13 protein-coding genes are annotated in these 18,577 nt (G+C 69.0%); 12 read left to right on the top strand and 1 reads right to left on the bottom strand.

Features of this window, described 5'->3' with window-relative positions:
- Positions 1-224 precede the first annotated feature (224 nt).
- The 7 genes from Q5923_RS07540 to Q5923_RS07570 all read left to right on the top strand — a co-directional run bounded on the left by Q5923_RS07540 (position 225) and on the right by Q5923_RS07570 (position 12,611).
- Entirely contained in the window at positions 225-2,714 is a 2,490-nt protein-coding gene (locus tag Q5923_RS07540; RefSeq protein WP_303133214.1) for a U32 family peptidase, read from the top strand.
- A gap of 122 nt (positions 2,715-2,836) precedes the next feature.
- Entirely contained in the window at positions 2,837-3,094 is a 258-nt protein-coding gene (locus Q5923_RS07545) for a NifU family protein (RefSeq protein WP_062531400.1), read from the top strand.
- 82 nt (positions 3,095-3,176) lie between these two features.
- Entirely contained in the window at positions 3,177-4,001 is an 825-nt protein-coding gene (gene lgt, locus Q5923_RS07550; RefSeq protein ID WP_303133216.1) for a prolipoprotein diacylglyceryl transferase, read from the top strand.
- Positions 4,002-4,252: 251 nt separating this feature from the next.
- Positions 4,253-9,529, top strand: a complete 5,277-nt coding sequence (locus Q5923_RS07555; protein WP_303133218.1) for a DUF4430 domain-containing protein — start codon at positions 4,253-4,255, stop codon at positions 9,527-9,529.
- A gap of 2 nt (positions 9,530-9,531) precedes the next feature.
- A complete protein-coding gene (locus tag Q5923_RS07560; protein WP_303133220.1) occupies positions 9,532-10,242 on the top strand; it encodes a DUF4430 domain-containing protein in 711 nt (236 codons plus the stop codon).
- Positions 10,243-10,245: 3 nt separating this feature from the next.
- Complete coding sequence (locus tag Q5923_RS07565) at positions 10,246-11,181, top strand: energy-coupling factor transporter transmembrane component T (RefSeq protein ID WP_072500009.1); 936 nt, start codon at positions 10,246-10,248, stop codon at positions 11,179-11,181.
- Positions 11,181-12,611: an ABC transporter ATP-binding protein gene (locus tag Q5923_RS07570; RefSeq protein ID WP_072500008.1), complete on the top strand. Its 1,431-nt coding sequence runs from the start codon at positions 11,181-11,183 to the stop codon at positions 12,609-12,611. Before Q5923_RS07565 ends, Q5923_RS07570 begins: the two co-directional genes overlap by 1 nt.
- Positions 12,612-12,897: 286 nt before the next feature.
- On the opposite strand, the gene Q5923_RS07575 is transcribed toward Q5923_RS07570, so the two are convergent.
- Positions 12,898-13,314, bottom strand: coding sequence for a hypothetical protein (locus Q5923_RS07575; protein ID WP_303133223.1), 417 nt, complete (start codon positions 13,312-13,314; stop codon positions 12,898-12,900).
- A gap of 133 nt (positions 13,315-13,447) precedes the next feature.
- Here Q5923_RS07575 and Q5923_RS07580 point away from each other — a divergent pair, with 133 nt between their 5' ends.
- The 5 genes from Q5923_RS07580 to Q5923_RS07600 all read left to right on the top strand — a co-directional run bounded on the left by Q5923_RS07580 (position 13,448) and on the right by Q5923_RS07600 (position 18,521).
- A complete protein-coding gene (locus tag Q5923_RS07580; RefSeq protein WP_303133225.1) occupies positions 13,448-14,164 on the top strand; it encodes an ECF transporter S component in 717 nt (238 codons plus the stop codon).
- A gap of 54 nt (positions 14,165-14,218) precedes the next feature.
- Complete coding sequence (locus tag Q5923_RS07585) at positions 14,219-15,124, top strand: SGNH/GDSL hydrolase family protein (protein WP_062531393.1); 906 nt, start codon at positions 14,219-14,221, stop codon at positions 15,122-15,124.
- A gap of 109 nt (positions 15,125-15,233) precedes the next feature.
- On the top strand, positions 15,234-16,031 hold the full coding sequence (locus Q5923_RS07590; RefSeq protein ID WP_009278979.1) for a YebC/PmpR family DNA-binding transcriptional regulator: 798 nt from the start codon (positions 15,234-15,236) through the stop codon (positions 16,029-16,031).
- A gap of 113 nt (positions 16,032-16,144) precedes the next feature.
- The gene (locus tag Q5923_RS07595) at positions 16,145-17,155 is read left to right on the top strand and encodes a J domain-containing protein (RefSeq protein ID WP_062531392.1); all 1,011 of its coding nucleotides are present in this window, start codon (positions 16,145-16,147) and stop codon (positions 17,153-17,155) included.
- Positions 17,156-17,312: 157 nt separating this feature from the next.
- Positions 17,313-18,521 carry an FprA family A-type flavoprotein gene (locus tag Q5923_RS07600; RefSeq protein ID WP_062531391.1) on the top strand — a complete coding sequence of 403 codons (1,209 nt, stop codon included), beginning with the start codon at positions 17,313-17,315 and terminating at the stop codon, positions 18,519-18,521.
- Positions 18,522-18,577: the final 56 nt, after the last annotated feature.

The raw sequence follows: 18,577 nt of genomic DNA on the forward strand, positions 1-18,577 counted from the left end.
GCCTGTGTTCGCTTCTTTCTGGCGCCGTCCAGCGCCCTCCTGGGGTAGAGTCTCTCCCGTCTTTGGAGGGGACGTCGACGAGGATGGGCATGGGGACGTTCGGATCGGGGAAGGCTGCGCCGGCGGAGGCGCAGGCCAGCAGAGCCTGTGAGTCGATCGAGGGTGTGGCGGCGGGTCGCCCCCACATTTCCGCTGCGCCGCACAGCTTTCGCGAGAGGCACGGCGTGCCCGAGCTTCTTGCGCCCGCAGGCGGTCCCGAGCAGTTCAACGCCGCGCTGGCAGCCGGTGCCGACGCCATCTACTGCGCCCTGGGCAGCGACTTCAACGCCCGCCGTGGCGCCCATAACTTCAACTACGAGACCTTCGGGCGCGCCTGCCGCGACGCGCATCTGGTCGGCTGCCGCGTGTACGTGACGGTCAACGTCGTCATCCGCACCGACGAGATGCCCCGCGCGCTTGCCCTGGTGAGAAAGGCCTGGCTCCTGGGCGCCGACGCCTTCATCATCCAGGACTGGGGCCTGCTCATGGAGGTTCGCCGCCGCTTCCCGCAGATGGAGTGCCACGTCTCGACTCAGGCCAACGTCCATGACGCCCGCGGCGTCGCCTGGTGCCGCGACCTTGGGGTGGGCCGCGTCACCCTCTCGAGGGAGCTCTCGGTTGACGAGATAGCCACGATCGCCCGCGAGGGCGTGGAGCTCGAGGGCTTCGGCCACGGTGCGCTCTGCTTCTGCTACTCGGGCGTCTGCATGATGAGCTCGCTCAAGGGGAACCGCTCGGCCAACCGTGGCCTCTGCGCCCAGCCCTGCCGCCTCCCCTACGAGCTCCTGGACGGGCGGGGGAGGGTCGTCTCCGCCGAGGGCCGTGGTCGCCCGCTCTGTCCCAAGGACTACTGCACGGTCGACGACCTCGCGCGCCTTAACGACGCCGGGCTGGGCTCTCTCAAGGTCGAGGGCCGCATGAAGGCCCCCGACTATGTGCACTCGGTCGTCTCGTCCTATCGCCTCGCCCTCGACGAGCTCGCGGCCGGGCGCACGTCGACCCCGTCCGAGAGCGACCTGATCCACGACCGGCTCCGCCGCGCCTTCAACCGCGACTTCACCAACAGCTACCTGGACCACCGCTCGGACGACGACATGATGAGCTACGAGCGCTCGAACAACCGGGGCGAGCTCGTGGGAAGCGTCGTGGGCAGCCGTGACCTGGGCGGCGGAAAGGTGAGGCGCGGGGGGTCCAACGGCGGTCGCGAGCGCCTCCGCAGCAAGACCTTCGCCGAGATCGACGTCCTGCTCGACCGCCCGGTCGGTGCGGGCGACCTTCTGGAGCTCCGTCCCCAGGACGATTCCAGCCAGTTTCTTACCGCGCACGCCCCTTCGGACGCGCTGCCGGGCGACACCATCAGCTGCCGCGCCACCCGCGTGCTGCCTCGGGGCAGCGCCGTGCGCGTGATTCGCTCGAAGCGTGCCATGGACGACGCCGCGCGCGCCGCCACGGGCGAGCTCAGGCCGCGACGCGGCGTAGACGTGCGCGTCGTCTCTCACCTGGGCCAGCCCTTCGCCGTCGAGCTCGTCTGCTGCGACGGGAGCGCATCGGCGCGGGCGGAGGGCTTCGTCGTCGAGCCCGCGCGCACCCGTCCCGTGACGCGCGAGGACCTCGTCGAGCACGTGGGTCGCATGGGCTCGTCCCCCTTCGAGCCCCGCTCGTTCGAGGTCGAGCTGGACGAGGGCTGCGGCATGGGGTTCAGCGCCGTCCATGCGCTGCGCGCCCGGGCGGTGGAGGAGCTGACGCGCCAGGTCGAGGCACCCGTCAGGGCGCGCGCGGAGGGCCTCGCCACGGTGCCCGACCTTCGTGACATCGAGCTCGAGCTGGGAAACCTGAGAGGCGCACCAGCCACGCAGGGTGCGGGAGCGGCCGAGGTCTGCGCCCTGGTGGACGACCTCGACTCGGCGGAGGCGGCGGTCAAGGCAGGCGCCACGCGTCTCTATGCCACGCCCGAGGCGCTGCGGGACATGGATGGACTCGTGCTGCCCGGGGGCTGCGTCCTGGTTCCCTGGCTCGACGAGGTCTGCCGCGAGTGCGACCACGAGCGCCTCGATGCCCTCGTGAGGCCCGGGGCGCCCTGCGCGGTGGGCAACGTGAGCGAGCTCGCCCTCGCCGCCCGGAGGGGTGCCATGGCCGAGGTCCGCGATTGCATCCCCGTGCACAACACCAGCGCCGCGGTCGCCCTCGAGCGCGCCGGCGCCGCGGGCATCTGGCTCTCGCCCGAGCTCACGCTGGAGGAGGGCTGCGCGCTCGCGCGGGCTGCCTCGGTGCCCACGGGTCGCATGGTCCTTGGGCGCACGCGCGCCATGACCAGCGAGCATTGCGTCCTCCAGGTCGCGGACCGCTGCATACACGACTGTCCGCGCTGCGCCCTGAGGAGGCGCCCGCACAGCCTGAGGGCGACCGACGGAAGCCTCATGCCCGTCCGGACCGACGTGCACGGCCGTAGTCGCATCTATGCCGCCACGCCCCTGGACGCCACGCCTGAGCTGCCGGAGCTCCTCGCGGCGGGGATGACGCGCTTCATGGCCGACTGCACGCTCCTCTCGCCCGACGAGGCCGCCTCCGCCGTCGGCCGCGTCGCCGCCGCGCTCAAGGCCGTCCAGGCGGGCCGACCTCCCCTCCGTCGCCTCGCAAACCACGACTCAGGCCACCTCTTCGAGGCGATCGACTGACGGCGATGGTCACTTCTGGGTTTTGTGGGGCGTCCTCGGAGTCTTGCGGCGAGGTTTGGGTAGACTCAGCAACGTAAATGGAATCGATGTGGTGGGAATTGCCGCACGAGGAGAGGAAGAGCATGGCAGACGAGCAGAGGACCCCGGTCAACCGCGAGCTCCTGGACGCGACCCTGGGCGTCATCCGCCAGAGCCTCCAGGCCGATGGGGGCGACGTGGTGCTGGTCAACGTCAACGACGAGGGCGTCGTGACCCTCGAGATGCAGGGCGCCTGCGCGGGCTGCCCGCTCTCGAGCTACGACATGAGCGAGGGCATCGAGCGCATCCTCAAGGAGCACGTGCCCGGCGTCACCAAGGTCGAGCCCGCCATGGCGTGGTAGCACCTGCAGGAACTTTCGACGCTGCGGTCCCGGGAGGGGCCGCAGCAGTTTTTTGCCCCGTGGGCAGGCGAGAGGAGCCTTCATGTGGCTTGATGCCATCTACCAGGGACTGAACCCCATCGCGTTCACGCTGGGCCCGCTCTCGGTCCGCTGGTACGGGCTGGCCTACTTCGCGGGCTTCGTCTGCGCTGGCGTCGCCATCTGGAAGGTGTCCAGGCGCTGGGGCATAGAGTTCAGCCTGGACGACCTGACGGAGGTCATGGTGGGCATCGCCCTCGGGGTCATCCTGGGCGGTCGCCTCGGCTACGTGCTCTTCTACGGGGACGGCTTCTACCTGGCCAACCCGCTCAAGATCCTTGCCCTCTCCGAGGGCGGGATGAGCTTCCACGGGGGGCTCGTCGGCGCGGTGCTGGGAGGCTCGCTCGCCTGTCGCAGGCTGCACCTCTCCATCCCCACGGTCGCGGACCTCGCGGTCATCGGCGCACCCCTGGGGCTCTTCTTCGGCCGCTGCGCCAACTTCGTGAACGGGGAGCTCTGGGGCAAGGAGACGAGCCTGCCCTGGGGCGTCATGTTCTGGAACAACGGCGGTGGCCACGTGTACCGCCACCCCTCCCAGCTCTACGAGGCCCTGCTCGAGGGCGTCGTGATGTTCTGCGTCCTCTATGTGCTCTCGCGTCGCAGCCCGGTACGTCCCCAGGGGACCTTCCTGGGAACCTTCCTCGCGCTCTATGGCTGCTTCCGCTTCCTCGTGGAGTTCGTGCGCCTTCCCGACGCCCAGCTGGGCTACCTCCTGGGGACGGGTTGGCTCACCATGGGTCAGTGCCTCTCGCTTCCCCTGGTCGTGCTGGGGGTGGGGGTCCTCGTCTGGTCGCGCAGGGCGGCACGCCCGCAGCGGGGCAGGTCGTAGGGTCTGCCGAGGCCCCTTGCCCGGCCTCGGGACGGCATCCCAGCTGCTAGAATGATGCCCAACTGAAAAGACACCGAGGGCACGGTCCTACAGCTGCAAAGCCTAGGAAAAAGGATTCCGGTTCGACTCCGGACCAGCGGGAACTGTGTTCCAGGGAGAGGCGCGCCATGCGTGCGCGCCGTCTGGCGGGCGCGTGCGGCGCCTCCATCCTGCCTGCCCTCTTCGTGCCCTTTGGGGCGAGAGGAGCGGGAATGCGCTTTCCCACACCGGTCAAGCTGGCCCAAGGCGGCCTTGCGGTCGTGCTCTCTCTCGGCCTGGCGCTGGGCGGCGTCCCCGCCCAGGCCTGGGCCGAGGTGGCATCCGATGGGGGAGGGGCGGCTGCCGCCGAGGCCGTGGCCCAGCCAGGCCTCGAGTCGGATGGCGCCCCAACGTCAGGGCCGTCGGACAAGGGCGGCGCCCAGGCCCAGGAGCATCTGGACCAGTTCCTGAGGGACACCCGAATTATCTCCGGCGGGGGCGACGCCGTCCAGAAGTCTGCCGACGGACTGAGCTACGACATCGGCTACAAGACGAAGAACGGTAGCCCGAACACCTCCCTCAACTTCCGTCCCCTGGTCAACGACAAGACGTATTCCTACGCGCTGACCGTCGAGCAGAACGCCTACGTCAGCGCGAGCAGGGGCATCACGAGCGGCAGGTTCAACATCGTCGGGCGTCCCGTCGGCGGCGACGCAACCGTAGCGCTCACCATACGGGCCTACGCGCCCGGCACGAGCGCTTCCGCCATGGAGGACGGGAACGCCAGGGAGCTGGCGCACGCCACGGTCACCCTCGTGCTCGAGCCCGGTCCCACGACCTACCAGGTCGACCTTTCCCCCGTAGACGCTAAGACGGGCAAGAGGGTCGACGCGACCGCGGTCAAGGTCAACGAGGGCAACTCTTGGGGTAGCTCGGTCCGTCCCAACGACCAGGGGCTCTACGAGCTCGACTCCACCAAGACCTACTACGTGAAGGTGACGGCCGACGGCTACGAGGACTACGAGGACGGCAGCTTCAGGCCTGCCGGCAACGGCTCCGCGGGCATCAAGCTGAATCCCCTCGCCTTCGTGGACCTCTCCTTCAGGGCGGTCGACGCAACGGGCGCCCAGATCAAGGGTGCGAAGGTCGTCGTGAGGAAGGGCGGCTACTCCGGTCAGGTCCTCTCTCCCCAGCCCGACGGCAGCTATCGCGTCGTCGTCGGGCAGAAGCTGCAGGTCAGCGCATCTGCCGACCACTACGGTCAGGCAACGAGGACCCTTTCCGTCACGGAGGGTATGGCCGCGTCGCAGGACGTCCAGCTGAAGCTCAGCGAGGTGGTCGTGAGCTTCGTCGGCATCGACGCCGACGGCAGCGTTGACGCCGGCGCGAAGGTCACCGTGACCCATGTCGAGGAGGACCCCTACGGAGAGGACGAGGACGAGACGGTGACCGACCGGCCGGGAGCCGACGGCCGCTACGCGCTTGCGCTCTCGGACGGCCCCTACGCCGTCACCATCACGGGCTCCGACGGCTACAAGGCGCGCACGACCTACGAGCCGGACGGCAGCAAGGCCGAGGACCTCGTCCGCCTCAAGCTCTATGACGACCCCAACCAGGCCAGGGTGGACGCCCTGGCGAGGGCCCTGGATGACGCGCTTGGCGCACTCAGGCCGTGCTACCGCAAGGACAAGAACGCCAACGAGCTCGTGCGCAGCCTGCTCGCGGAGAAGCTGGGCAAGCCCGCCCTCGAGGGAGTCACGGTCTCCGTCGCCTCGACGGCAGACCCCCAGCGCGTCGCGGCCGACGGAAGCATCGGCTACCGGAGGTCGTCCCTCGACGGCAGCTTCCACAACCCCAACGTAAGCTGCAGCTTCGCCTTCGCGGCGGACGACTGCACGGCGGTCTCGAAGCCCAAGAGCGTCACCATAGGCTGGGACCAGGATTACTTCCACAGCCAGATGGAGGTCGAGGGACAGGCGCTCGACACGGAGTCCATCCTCGGGGGCAATTCCTCTCTGGATTCAGTGGCCTCCGACCTCGCGCTGCCATCGAGCCTGCAGGCAGACCAGCGCAAGGCGTACTCCAGCGTTCGTTGGTCGAGCTCCGACGAGGCGACGGTCGACACGGCGGGCAAGGTGACCCGCGGTGCCGTGGACAAGAGGGTCACGCTCACGGCGACGCTCGTCCCCAACGACTCAAACCTCAACGCCAACGTCGAGAGGGCGGCGGACTTCGGCAGCGTGACCAAGGTCTTTGAGGTCACGGTCAAGGCCGATCCCGAGAAGGTCGCCTCTGAGTCCGCGCGCCTGCAGTCGGCACTTGACGACAGGTTCGTCTACCCGAACCTGAGCTACTCGAGCGGTGGCCCCATCCCGGCGAATGGGGAGGGCATAGACGCCGACCTGCAGCTTCCCACGACGCGCACCCTGGGCGTGGACGGCAAGCTGGATCGCGTGAGCTACTCCAGCTCCACTGACGCGATCAAGGTGAACGGCTATGCCGCCCGGGTCGTGCGCCCGCTTCCCGGGGAGCAGGAGGGCGAGGCCGAGCTCACCTGCACCATCCAGAGCAGGGAGAATCCCGAGGTGAGGGCCAGCAAGACCCTGCGACTTTCCGTCAAGCCGCTGGACTCCCAAGAGGTCGGCGCCGCCCTCGACCTGATGGCAAGGGTCAAGGCGGGTTACGCGGCCGCCCTCGCGGCCGGGCAGTCGCCGCTCGGCATATCCAAGAACCTCTCCACCTTCCAGAAGGCGTACCTGGACGACTCGGGCGAGCTGCGCTGGGCGCGCAACGTCTCCGAGTCGTCGGCGCACGCGGGCGTCGTTCCCGAGCAGTTCCCCGAGTACGACAGCATGGGCAGCTACGACCAGGCGCGCACCTTCCGCTCGAGCAACACCAAGCTCGTGCTCAACGAGACGCTGCAGCTCGCCTGGAACGCCGACAACAGCACCATGCTCAGCCTATTCAGCCCCCAGCCCACCTACAACCAGGAGGTCACCGTCAGCTCCGTGCTGACGGACGAGCGCTACTCCGAGCTTGCGAGGCTCCGTGGGGACGACCCCGTCTGGGGAGAGAGGCTCCGCTCCCTCGTCTCGCAGCCGGTCTCCGCGCAGCTGAGGGTGCTGGGCACGACCGGCGTCGACGCACCCAGGCCACAGGTCGAGGTCAAGGCATCCGTCATAGGAAGGGATGCCTTCGGAAGCCCCGAGGTCTGGGCGCGTGAGGCCAGCTACGCGCTGGACGAGGGCTCGACTGCAGATGTGCTCACCGAGAGGATGCTCCAGGGGACGGGGCTCGCCCACGAGTCCCAGAACGGCCAGTACGGCTACTACCTCTCGACCATCAGCTCGCCTGACGGGAGCCGCAGGCTCAGCTACGACCAGGCCTCCGGCAGGTATTGGCAGCTCTTCGTGAACGGCGTCGCCGCCGACGAGGGGGCGGGCGGAATCACGTTGAAGAAGGGTGATTCCATCGTCTGGTGCTACTCGGCCTACGGTGACAAGCTGCCCGAGGACGACAAGAGGATGGTCACGGCCAAGGTCCGGGTCGTGGGGCCTGGCGCGGGGGGCGCAGACGTCAGTTGGGTCTCTTCCCGCGAGCTGGCTGTGCCCGAGGGAACCACGGCGGCTCAGCTCTCCAAGCAGGTGCTGAACGACGCCGGCTTCGACGTGGACGATGGCATCTACACCATCTCCGCCCGCTCGGGGCAGACGCTTCCCAACGGGACATCGCAGCTTGGAGCAGTCCAGGGACAGGACGGCGGCTGGAGCTGGTGGCAGTTCTTTGTCAACGGCGAGATGTCGAAGGAATACGCGTCCAACTACGTCCTGGGCCCAGGAGACGAGATCGTCTGGGCGTACGGAACGGAGAAGAGGGAGTACCCAAAGAACGACGTCACCGTCGATCCTGGCCTCAGACTCCCGGACTGGCCATCCGAATGGCCGGGCTTCAGGGGCGAGGGCGAAAAGGGGTCCACTTCCGCGGCAACCCCCGTCGAAGGCGGCGAGGCGCAGTGGACCTTTGCTCCGAGTGCGGGCGAGGGGGCGCCAAGCGATCCCGTCCTTGCGGGCGGTAGGGTCTTCGTCGCGAGGGGAGACGTCCTCTATGCGCTTGATGCCACCACGGGGAAGGAGCTTGGCAGTGCCCAACTCCTCACCTCGGTCGACTCCACGGCACGCCTGGTGTACGACGGCGGTCTCGTAGTCGTTCCTCTGCACGGTGGGCGCCTTCAGGCCGTCGCGGCAGACAGCCTGAAGACCAAGTGGGCGATAAAGGACGCCCTCCCCGAGTCCAACGGCCTGCCCCAGCAGTCGCTGAGCACCCTGACGGTGCAGGGCGGCTACCTGTACTACGGCACTGCCGCAGCGGACGCCGGTGGCGGTTCGCAGGGCGGCTACTTCCTCTGCGTGAGCCTGCGGGACGGTAGCATTCGCTGGAGGAGGGAGAACTCCCAGACGGGCTTCTACTGGTCGGGCGTCACGCTCGTCGGAGGTCGTGCCATAGTCGCGGATGACTCCGGTGCCGTTCGCGTCCTCGACGCATCGGACGGCAGGGAGCTGGGGACCCTCGACCTGGGGGAGTCATCTCGCGCCGGCGTCGTTGCTTCCCCCGACGGCAAGGTCATCTTCGTGGTCACCAGGGACGGAGTGCTTCACCGCCTCGCCCTGGGTGCAAGCGGCGAACTTCGCGAGGAGGACCGGGTCAGGTTCAGCGACTACAGCACCTCGACGCCCACGCTCGTGGGCGGGAGGCTCTACGTGGGTGGCAGGAGGCTCCTGAACGGAAGGTATGCGGGGGGCATCTACGAGATAGACGCCTCGTCGATGAGGGTCGTCTCCAAGGCCGAGGTCCTGAAGTCCGGTGCGGCGCTTCCCGGAGAGGTCAAGTCTAGCCCCCTGGTCCGCACGGGCGAGGACGGGACCTACGTCTACTTCACCTGCAACGCACTCCCAGGTGGCGTCTACCTGTTCAGGGCCGGTGATTCCGGGGCGACGCTCCTGTACCAGCCCGAGGCTGGCCGGCAGCAGTTCGGCATTACCTCGGTGGTTGCCGGAGCTGACGGCAGCCTCTACTACGGCAACGACTCGGGAGCCCTCTTCAAGCTCGTGCCCGGTTCCCAGCCCGAGCAGCCGGACCCCAAGGGCGCGCAATCGGACCCGAAGGACGGACAGTCCCAGGGCGTCGGCCAGTCCAAGGGCGCGGGCACGCCAGGCGGCGGACGAAGTGCTGGCGGCAAGGGGACCCCGACGCCGGGCGTCGGCTCCAGGCAGAGCTCCAACGCCAGTGCGCCTGGCAGCCAAGCCACGAAGTCATCGGCTCCAGGCACAGGGTCCACATCCGCCTCGAACACCGGGGAAGGCTCACCGTCAGATCACGCCGATGCGGAGGCAGAGGTCGGACAGGCAGCCATGCGTCGCCCGCCCGCCTGGCCCGTCGTGGGCATGGTAGGCGGTGCGGTAGTCCTGCTCCTCTGCCTCGCTTGGCGCAGGCGTGAGGTAGGGGAGGAATAGGCATGGGCGCCCGTAACCAGAGGATCGCGCGTGCGGTCCTGTCGGTCCTGGCAGTCCTCGTCATCGCCTTCTGTGCATGGTCGATGTCCCAGTACGCCAGGGGAGAGGATCCGCTCGCATCGCTGCCGGGCGCCCCTTCCCTCTCGCTCTCTACCACGCGGGAGGCGTCTGACGCCGCTTCCGATGGCAAGGGGTCAGAGACAAGCTCTGGGGGCGATTCGAAGGAGGGTTCCACCACCCCGTCGAAGGAGCAGTCCTCCTCCGGTTCCGCAGACGAGAAGGCCGGCGATTCCGAGGACACCAGGCCCTCCGATGCGAGGAACGAGGCGTCGGGTGGGTCCGGAGGCCAGGGCTATGTATCGGGGGGAGGAGACCTCGCCTCGAGTGCAGGCGTCTCGGAATCGTCTGACGGCTCAGCCGATTCCGACGACGGGCTCATCTCCGTCACGGTCTTGGTCAACGGGAGCTCCTCGACGGCGCACGTGAGCGAGGGCTCCACAGCCTATGACGCTCTCTGCTCCGTGGCGTCGGTCCAGTCCGGGCCGAATCCCTATGGCTCGGGCAGCTGGGTCTACGTTATCAACGGCGTGGGGAGCACGGACATGTCCGGTGGACACGGCTGGGTCTACTCGGTCGATGGCGTGAGCCTCAGCGTCATGAGTGACGAGTATGGCGTGTCAGACGGCTCCGTCGTGAGCTGGAGCTACGTCTAGACCATGCACGTCCATGGCACATACGAGCTCTTCTCTGACCGCCACCCACTGGTCCCCCTTGTCTGCCTCGTGCCGACGCTGCTCATGGCCATGCTCGTGCTCCAGCCGGTCTACGTGGGCATCTCCTTGGGCGGGGGCCTGCTTCTGGCATCCCTCGTCCTTGGCCCCTCGGCCATCCTGGCCCGCTTGCGCTGGCAGCTGCCGTTCCTCGCCCTCATCGTGCTCCTCAACCCGATCTTCGTCCGGACGGGGTCGACCGTCCTGCTCGAGCTGGGGCCTCTCTCGCCCACGCTCGAGTCCCTCTCGTATGGCCTCTGCATGGGCGGGATGCTCCTCTCGACCCTCCTGTGGTTCGAGTGCTGCGCGCGCATCGTGGACGGGGACCGCCTCCGCGAGGTCTGGGGAGGCCGGCTTCCCAGCCTGGCGCTCGTCGTCTCGATGGTGTTCCAGCTGCTCCCCCGACTGCTGCGCCGTGCGGAGCTGACTGAGGGGGTGCTCGCCTCCTGCACCGCCGCGGAAGGGGAGGGGGCCAGCGCGGGCGACGCGACTGGCCACGGGGGTGGGGAGCGCTTCGGCACGACTCGATGGAACCTGCCCGTCCGGCGTAGAATCCGCTCCCTGGGAATCGTCCTGAGCTGGGCGCTCGAGGACTCCCTCGAGCGTGCCGATTCGATGCGTGCGCGGGGCTGGGCCGCGTCGCCCCGCCGCAGCCACTACCGGCGCATCATCCTGCGTCCCTCGGACGTGGCTGCGATCACGGCACTCGTGCTGCTGGGGCTGCTCAACGCCCCTCTTGCCTCCGTCGCCCTCGCGCAGTGGAGGTTCTATCCCCAGATGCCCACCCTCGTGGCATGGTGGGGCTACCTGCCCTTTGCGCTGCAGGTCCTGGTCCCCAGCCTCGCGCTGCTTGCTGAGCGACTTTCCTGGAGGGGGCGCTGATGCCTACGGCCCTTCGCATGAGTCACGTCCGCTTCGCCTACCCCGACCCGCCTGACGCGCGCGATGGGTCGGCCCCCGTCCTCGAGGACGTCTCCCTCGAGCTCGAGGAAGGGGACTTCGCCGTGCTCGTGGGCGCCACGGGAAGTGGCAAGACCACCCTGCTGAGGCTCGCCAAGCCCCAGATCTCGCCCACGGGACGGCTCGCGGGCGAGCTCGAGGTCGCGGGAAGGCCCGTCGGCCTGCTCGCCGAGGACCCCGCCCTCAGTGCGGCCCTCGTGGGATACGTGTTCCAGGACCCCCAGGCGCAGCTCGTCTGCGACGGCGTCATGCAGGAGCTGTCCTTCGGGCTCGAGAACCTGGCCGTTCCCCAGGAGGAGCTGCGACGCCGCATAGCCGAGACGAGCTACTTCCTGGGCATGGGCCCCTGGCTCCACGCGCGGTGCGCGGAGCTCTCGGGGGGGCAGCTCCAGGTGCTCGCCCTCGCGTCCGTCCTGGCGATGCGGCCCCGGCTCCTTCTGCTGGACGAGCCGACGGCGATGCTCGACCCCGTGAGCGGGGGGGAGTTCGTCTCGCTGCTCAGGAAGGCGAACCGCGAGCTGGGCATCACGGTCCTGGTGGCGACGCACGCCCCGAGGACCTTCGCGGACTCTGCCACCAGGGCGCTCTCGCTGGAGGGGGGACGCGTGAGGGAGCTTCCGCTCGAGGAGCTGGGCAAGCGACGGGAGCTGGGGCTGCTCGACCGGTCGCGCCGACGTGGGCCCAACCCTGCGGAGAGCCGCCTCTCCCTGCGCGACCTGTGGTTCCGCCATGCGCGCGACGCGGACTGGGTCCTGCGCGGGCTCGACCTCTCGCTCGCGCGGGGGGAGTGCCGCGCCCTGGTGGGCGCCAACGGCTGCGGCAAGTCGACGCTTCTCTCGCTCGCCGCCGGCACCCTGCGTCCCCAGAGGGGCAGGGTGCGTAAGGCGCGTGGCGTCACGCAGGCCCTGCTGTCCCAGAGCCCCAAGGCCCTCCTCTCGCTTCCTAGCGTGCGAGAGGAGCTCATGGAGTGGTCCTCCCGATGCGGCTACGCGGGTGGGGACGTCGAGCTCGTACTGTCCGAGCTTGGCCTGGGCACGTCGCTCCTGGAACGGCACCCCTACGACCTCTCGGGTGGCCAGCAACAGCTCGTCGCGCTGGCAAAGCTGCTGCTGACCCGGCCAGACCTCCTGCTTCTGGACGAGCCGAGCAAGGGGTTGGACCTCGCGGCGCGCCGGAGCCTGGGCGGGGCGATCGCTGTCGCGTGCGAGCGCGGGACGACGGTGCTGCTTGCTACCCATGACCTCGGGCTCGTGCGCGAGCTCGCAGACACGGTTAGCCTGCTCTTTGACGGGCAGGTCGCGGTCACCGAGCCCAGCCGGGAGTTCTTCGAGAACTCCCGGCTTTGGCGCTAGGCCTTGTACGGTTCGGCTACGACGCGGGGCTTGGCTTTGGCTCGGCCCTGCCTTGGGCGGTGAGAGCGCGCCGCGTACCGAATGTTGGTGTCAGAGGGCATGCATGCCGCGGGAGGTGCGAAGTGGGTGGTTTTTCTCCCCAAAAACGGGCGAAACCACCCACTTCTCGCGTGCGGCGTCGGATGAACCACCCACATCGGCCCTCTTGCGGCAACGTTACCCGCGGCAGCGTCGTCGGCGGCACTTGGCGGCTGGCGAGGCGTGCGCCTCCCGGGGGAGAGGTCCGCTACTCGAAGCTGAGGAAGACCTCCTCGTCCACCTCGTCCTCGTCGTAGGGGTCGTCGTGGTCGTGGTCGTGCGCCTCGTCGGCGTCGTTCGAGACCCAGCTATAGGCCTCGGCGTCGTCGCTTCCGGCGGGCAGGACCGAGCTGATGAGCGAGAGCCCTTCCACGGAGGGGACCACCTTGGTCCATTGGGCGATGAGCGCCTCGGAGGGGGCGGCCTCAAGCTCGACGAGCGAGTCGAGGTTGATGCGCGCCGCGCCCTCGAGGAGGTCCGAGCCCTCGTGCAGCTCCTGCAGGGCGTGGGCGATCTTGGTGAGGGCCTCCTCGGGGTCCGTCGCCTCCACCAGCGCGGGCATGAGGCAGTAGTTCTCGGCGGGGTCCGCCTGGTCGCTGTAGCTGAAGTTGCCAAGGTAGAGCATGGTCTTCTCCCCTCGTCGAGGACTCCTTTGCTCCACTCTAGACCACTTGCCCGCGGCAGCCCGCCCTGTCGGCCGGACGGTCCCGCGAAGGCGACGGGTGCTATTCTGGACGAATCGAGGAGGGGAGGCGCGCATGGCCGGCACGGAAGGGATAGTGGCCCGGTCCGTCCGGGCCAGGGCGCTTTCCGCGTTGGAGCCCCTCTCGCTCGCGGCGGTGTCCCTTGCCATGGCGGCCTGCGCGATCCTGGGGGTCGAGGCGAGCGCGGGGCTCACCATGCTCGTCCTCGTGCTCTGCCTGACGCTCTTCCTCGCGGGCTACGAGGCCTCGCGCCCGACGCTCCGCCAGCTCGTGCCGACGGCGGTGCTCGCGGCGACCGCAGCGGCGGGGCGGGTGCTCTTCGCCCCCTTCCCGGACGTGAAGCCCGTCAGCGCCATCGCCATCGTTGCAGGCGCGGCCCTGGGCAGGAGGGAGGGTTTCATGGTGGGGGCCCTTGCCGCCCTCGCCTCCAACGCCTTCTTCGGCCAGGGGGCGTGGACTCCCTGGCAGATGTACGCGTGGGGCCTCGTCGGCTACCTTGCCGGGGCGCTCTTCGAGCGCGGCATGCTCGGTCGGCGCGGGGCGCTCTACGCCTTCGGCTTCGCGTCGGCGCTGCTCTACGGGCTCCTGCTCAACGGATGGTACGTGCTGGGCTTCGTCCGGCCCCTGACCTGGCCGGGAGTGCTCGCCGCCTTCGCCGCCGGGCTGCCCCTCGACTTGGTCCATGGCACGTCGACCGTGGCCTTCCTGCTTGCCATCTGGCTTCCCTGGGGAAGGTCCATCCGCAGGGTGGTGGCGAAGTATGGCCTCTAGCGGGACGTCGCGCGCGTCCGTGCCGGCATGCCGGGACCGGAAGGGAGGGCTGCCATGCCGAAGCACCTAGGGGCTCGGGGAGGCGGGGGAGAGGGTCGTCGCCCCCTGGCCGCCTTGGCCGTCGCCTTCGTTCTGTTGCTCGCGATGCTCGCCCCTCGCCTCGTCTCGCAGGTCGGGACCCTCGCGGCGGGCGACGCCCCAGAGACGGGCGGCGCCGGTCCCGACGCGCGCGCGGGCTTCCCGGGTGACTCGGCCGCGACGGCCACGGTCAATGACCCCAGTGCCGGCCAGCCGCAGCCCTCGCCCCTCGCCGACATGCTTGCCTCGGGGGAGCTGGGCTCCATCCGCCTCATAGGGGACTCCATCACCGCCGGCTACCTCTGCGACGGATGGGATGCGCCCTCGGACACCGGCGTCATCGTCTACCAGGGACGGCAGGGGAGCTACGAGGAGGTGGCGACCACCGTCGGCTGCTGGGCCAACGACTTCAGGGCCTGGGCGGGCGAGAGGGGCGTCTCGTTCGTGAACGCGGGGGTCAGCGGGTTCAGGATGCAGTACCTGGCGGAGGACCCCGACGCGTGGCTGGGGGACGGCGCCGACGTGGTCGTGGTCATGCTGGGCACCAACGACGCCGCCAAGGAGCCCCTGGGGGACTTCCGCTCGTGTGCCCGCGACGCCCTGGCGGCCGCCGCGGCACGTTGCCGCCTGCTCGTGGTGGTCTCGCCGCCCGCGAACGAGCGCACCGACGCGCACAACCTCTATGGCATGGACCAGGTGGACTCCGTCCTGGCTGAGCTCTGCCGGGAGGAGGGCTACCTGCACGTCTCGCTCCTTGACGCGCTCGAGCTGGGGACGGGCGACTTCAATCCCGACCAGGTCCACCCCACCAGCTCGGGTTCCCACAAGCTCTGGTCCGCGCTCTCGGGGCAGTTGGGGATTGACCGGGTCGACGCCAGCTGACCGTCTCGCCCGCGTGTCGTGCTTCTGTAGATGCGGGTGCCTCCCTTGTGCGTCCGCCCTGGGTTTGTGTACCATTCGTATGTTTGTTCCAATGTCAGAAGGAGAATCCATGTCCGGACACTCTAAGTGGGCCACCACCAAGCACAAGAAGGCCGCCATCGACGCCAAGCGCTCGGCCCTCTTCTCCAAGCACTCGCGCAACATCACCGTTGCCGCCCGCAACGGGGGGGACCCCAACCCGGACAACAACGCCTCCCTCGCCGCCGCCGTCGCCCGCGCCCGCATGGTCTCGATGCCCAACGCCAAGATCCAGGCGGCCATCGACAAGGCCTTCGGCACCGGCGCCGACGCCGTGGTCTACAAGGAGGTCACCTACGAGGGCTACGGCCCCGCGGGCGTGGCCGTCTACGTCGAGTGCCTGACCGACAACCTCAACCGCACCGCGGCCGACGTGCGCTCCTCTTTCACCCACGCCGGCGGCAACCTGGGCACCACGGGTTCCGTCGCCTTCCAGTTCGAGCGCAAGGGCTCCATCGCCATCGAGAAGGTCATCGTCAGCGACGACAAGAAGGTCGCCGACAAGGAGAACGCCGTCGACGAGGACGAGTTCATGATGGCCGTGGCCGAGGCCGAGGGCGACGACTACGAGGACGCCGGCGACCAGTGGATTGTCTACACCGCCTACGACAAGATGCAGTCCGTCGAGGCCGCCCTCAAGGCGCAGGGCATCGAGGTCAAGGGCTCCGAGCTCACCATGGTTCCCACCACCCCGACCGAGCTCGACCTGAACGACGCCAAGAAGGTCCAGCGCCTCGTCGACCGCCTCGAGGAGCTCGACGACGTCCAGAACGTCTACACCACCATGAGCGTCTCGGACGAGGTCGCCGCCCAGCTGGACGAGGACTAGTCCCGGAAGTGTCCCCCTTGGGGCGCCCATAGCCCGTGGATGCGGCGGCCCCTCGCGGCCGTCGCATTCTTTTGGGGGTCGGGCACGCAGCGAGCGCGAGCAGGGAGTCGCACATGAGGCAGGACATGACGCAGGCACAGGCCGAGGAGGCGCTCGAGCTTCCCGATCGCTACGGCAAGGCGGAGCTGCGCGCCGCCTTCAAGAGGCTCGCCCAGGAGTACCATCCCGACAACGCCGCCAAGAACGGGATCAGCCCGAGGTTCGCACAGCGCAAGATGACCGAGGTCAACAAGGCCTATGCCGTGCTGAAGCCCCTCTTCGAGGGCGACCGCGCCACCGTGCAGCGCGACCTCGTGGGCGGGAGCGTGGGCAGGCACGGCGTGGGCGTCCACTTCGACCCCGCCGGACGGAACTCCACCCGCACGCAGGTGGACGACAGCCTATTCTGGGACGAGGAGGGCAACCCCAGGAGCGCCGCCGCCGAGCGGGACGCCAACGCCGCCGCGGACGCGCCCGGCCACGGCCTCAGACGCCTCCTCCTCGGGCCCTGGCTCATCCGAAGCCTGCTCGTCCTCGCCTTCGCCCTCCTCTGGTACCGGACCTTCCCCTTCGTGGGGGGCAACGAGGCCCGCTTCGACCTGGGCCCTGCGGCGGGCCTCGGTGACTGGGCGCGCACGGTCGCGGCCTGCGTCTACCCCAGCTACCTCCTGCTCTACGAGCTCTTCGCGGGGCATCTGAGCGGGACCCTGCGCGAGGCCGCCAACGGCCTGGTCAGTCACGTCACCCGCATCCACGTCGAGGTGCGTCGGCAGGGGGCCTACCAGTCGAGTCTCGCCGACCTCATAGAGAAGCAGTGGTACGGCATCCTCATGCTGCCGCTGGTGCTCGTCGTCTGCGACTGGGCGCTGGCGCGGCAGGACGCGGCCCAGCGCATGGCCATCCTCGTCCTGGCTGCCCTCCTGGGCCTGGACGCCCTCCTGAGCTGCTTTGGGAGCGGCGTCGCCAACGGCATCGCACGAAGGCTCGCCCAGGCGGTCGAGAAGCGCTACGTCACGGCTCGCATGGAGCTCCTGCGCCGATGCGGCCAGTGGTCCTCCGGGCGCCACGCCGCGCACGCCAGCTAGGAGGGGCCGCGCGCGGCGGCGGGCGGCGCGTACCCGCACGTTCGGCGGACGCGGCGAGATGCCCGCCCCGGCCTGTCAAGGGCGGGAGGCATAGTAGAATGGCGAAAGGCAGAAATACGGGCGGCGGCGGAGCCGTGGTCCAGCGAGGAGAACGCACATGCACAACGTACGCAAGGTAGCGGAGGACACCTGGTGGCTCGGTGCCTCCGACCGCCGCATCGAGCTCTTCGAGAACATCCACAGGGTGCCGGAAGGCATGTCATACAACAACTACCTCGTCCTCGACGAGAAGACCTGCCTCCTGGACGGCGTGGACGAAGCGGTGACCACGCAGTTCTGGGAGAACCTCGACTTCGCCCTGGGCGGGCGCGACCTCGACTACATGGTCGTCGACCACATGGAGCCCGACCACTGCGCCGTCATCCCCGACCTTGTGAGGCGCTACCCCCAGCTGAGGCTGGTGGGGACCGCCCAGGCCTTCAAGCTCATGGGGCAGTTCTTCGACTTCGACGCCGAGTCGCGCGCCATCAAGGTCAAGGAGGGGGACACCCTCGACCTCGGGCGCCACACCCTCCAGTTCGTCTGCGCCCCGATGGTCCACTGGCCCGAGGTCATGGTCGCCTACGACCAGCTCACGGGTACGCTCTTCTCGGCTGACGCCTTCGGCGCCTTCGGTGCCATGAGCGGCTGCATCTTCGCCGACGAGGTCGAGTGGGAGCGCGACTGGGCCGACGAGGCGCGCCGCTACTACGCCAACATCGTGGGCAAGTACGGCATGCAGACCACCGCGCTGCTCAAAAAGGCGTCGAAGCTCGACGTCAGGCTCATCTGTCCCCTGCACGCCCATCTCTGGAGGCGCGACTTCGACCAGATCCTGGGCCGCTACGCCAAGTGGGCCTCCTACGAGCCGGAGCTCCGCTCGGTCGCGATCTTCTACGGCTCCGTGTACGGGCACACGGCAAACGCCGCCGACATCCTGAGCCGCCAGCTCGCCGAGCTGGGCGTGCGCGACGTGCGCGTGTATGACAGCTCCAAGACCGACGTCTCCGAGCTCATCTCGCGTGCCTTCCAGTACTCCCACCTGGTATTCGCCTCGTCGACCTACAACATGGAGATCTTCGACGGCATGCGCGACCTCTTGCTCGACCTGGGCAACCACGGCTTCTCGAAGCGCACCGTGGGCGTCATCTACAACGGCTCCTGGGCGCCCGCCGCAGGCAAGCTGATGCTCGCGCAGCTGGAGGCCGCGAAGGACGTCGAGGTCCTGGAGCCCGTCGTTCACCTCGCCTCGTCCGTGAAGGAGGAGACCGTGGGGGAGCTGGACGCCCTGGCGCACGCCCTCGCCGCCTCGGTCAGGGGAGAGTAGCCAGGTCCGGGCGGGGCGAGTCCCCTCCGCGCGCAACGACCGCGAAGCCCCGTCGG

The organism is uncultured Olsenella sp., from assembly GCF_959602185.1.
In the GTDB taxonomy this organism is placed as follows: domain Bacteria; phylum Actinomycetota; class Coriobacteriia; order Coriobacteriales; family Atopobiaceae; genus Olsenella_I; species Olsenella_I phocaeensis.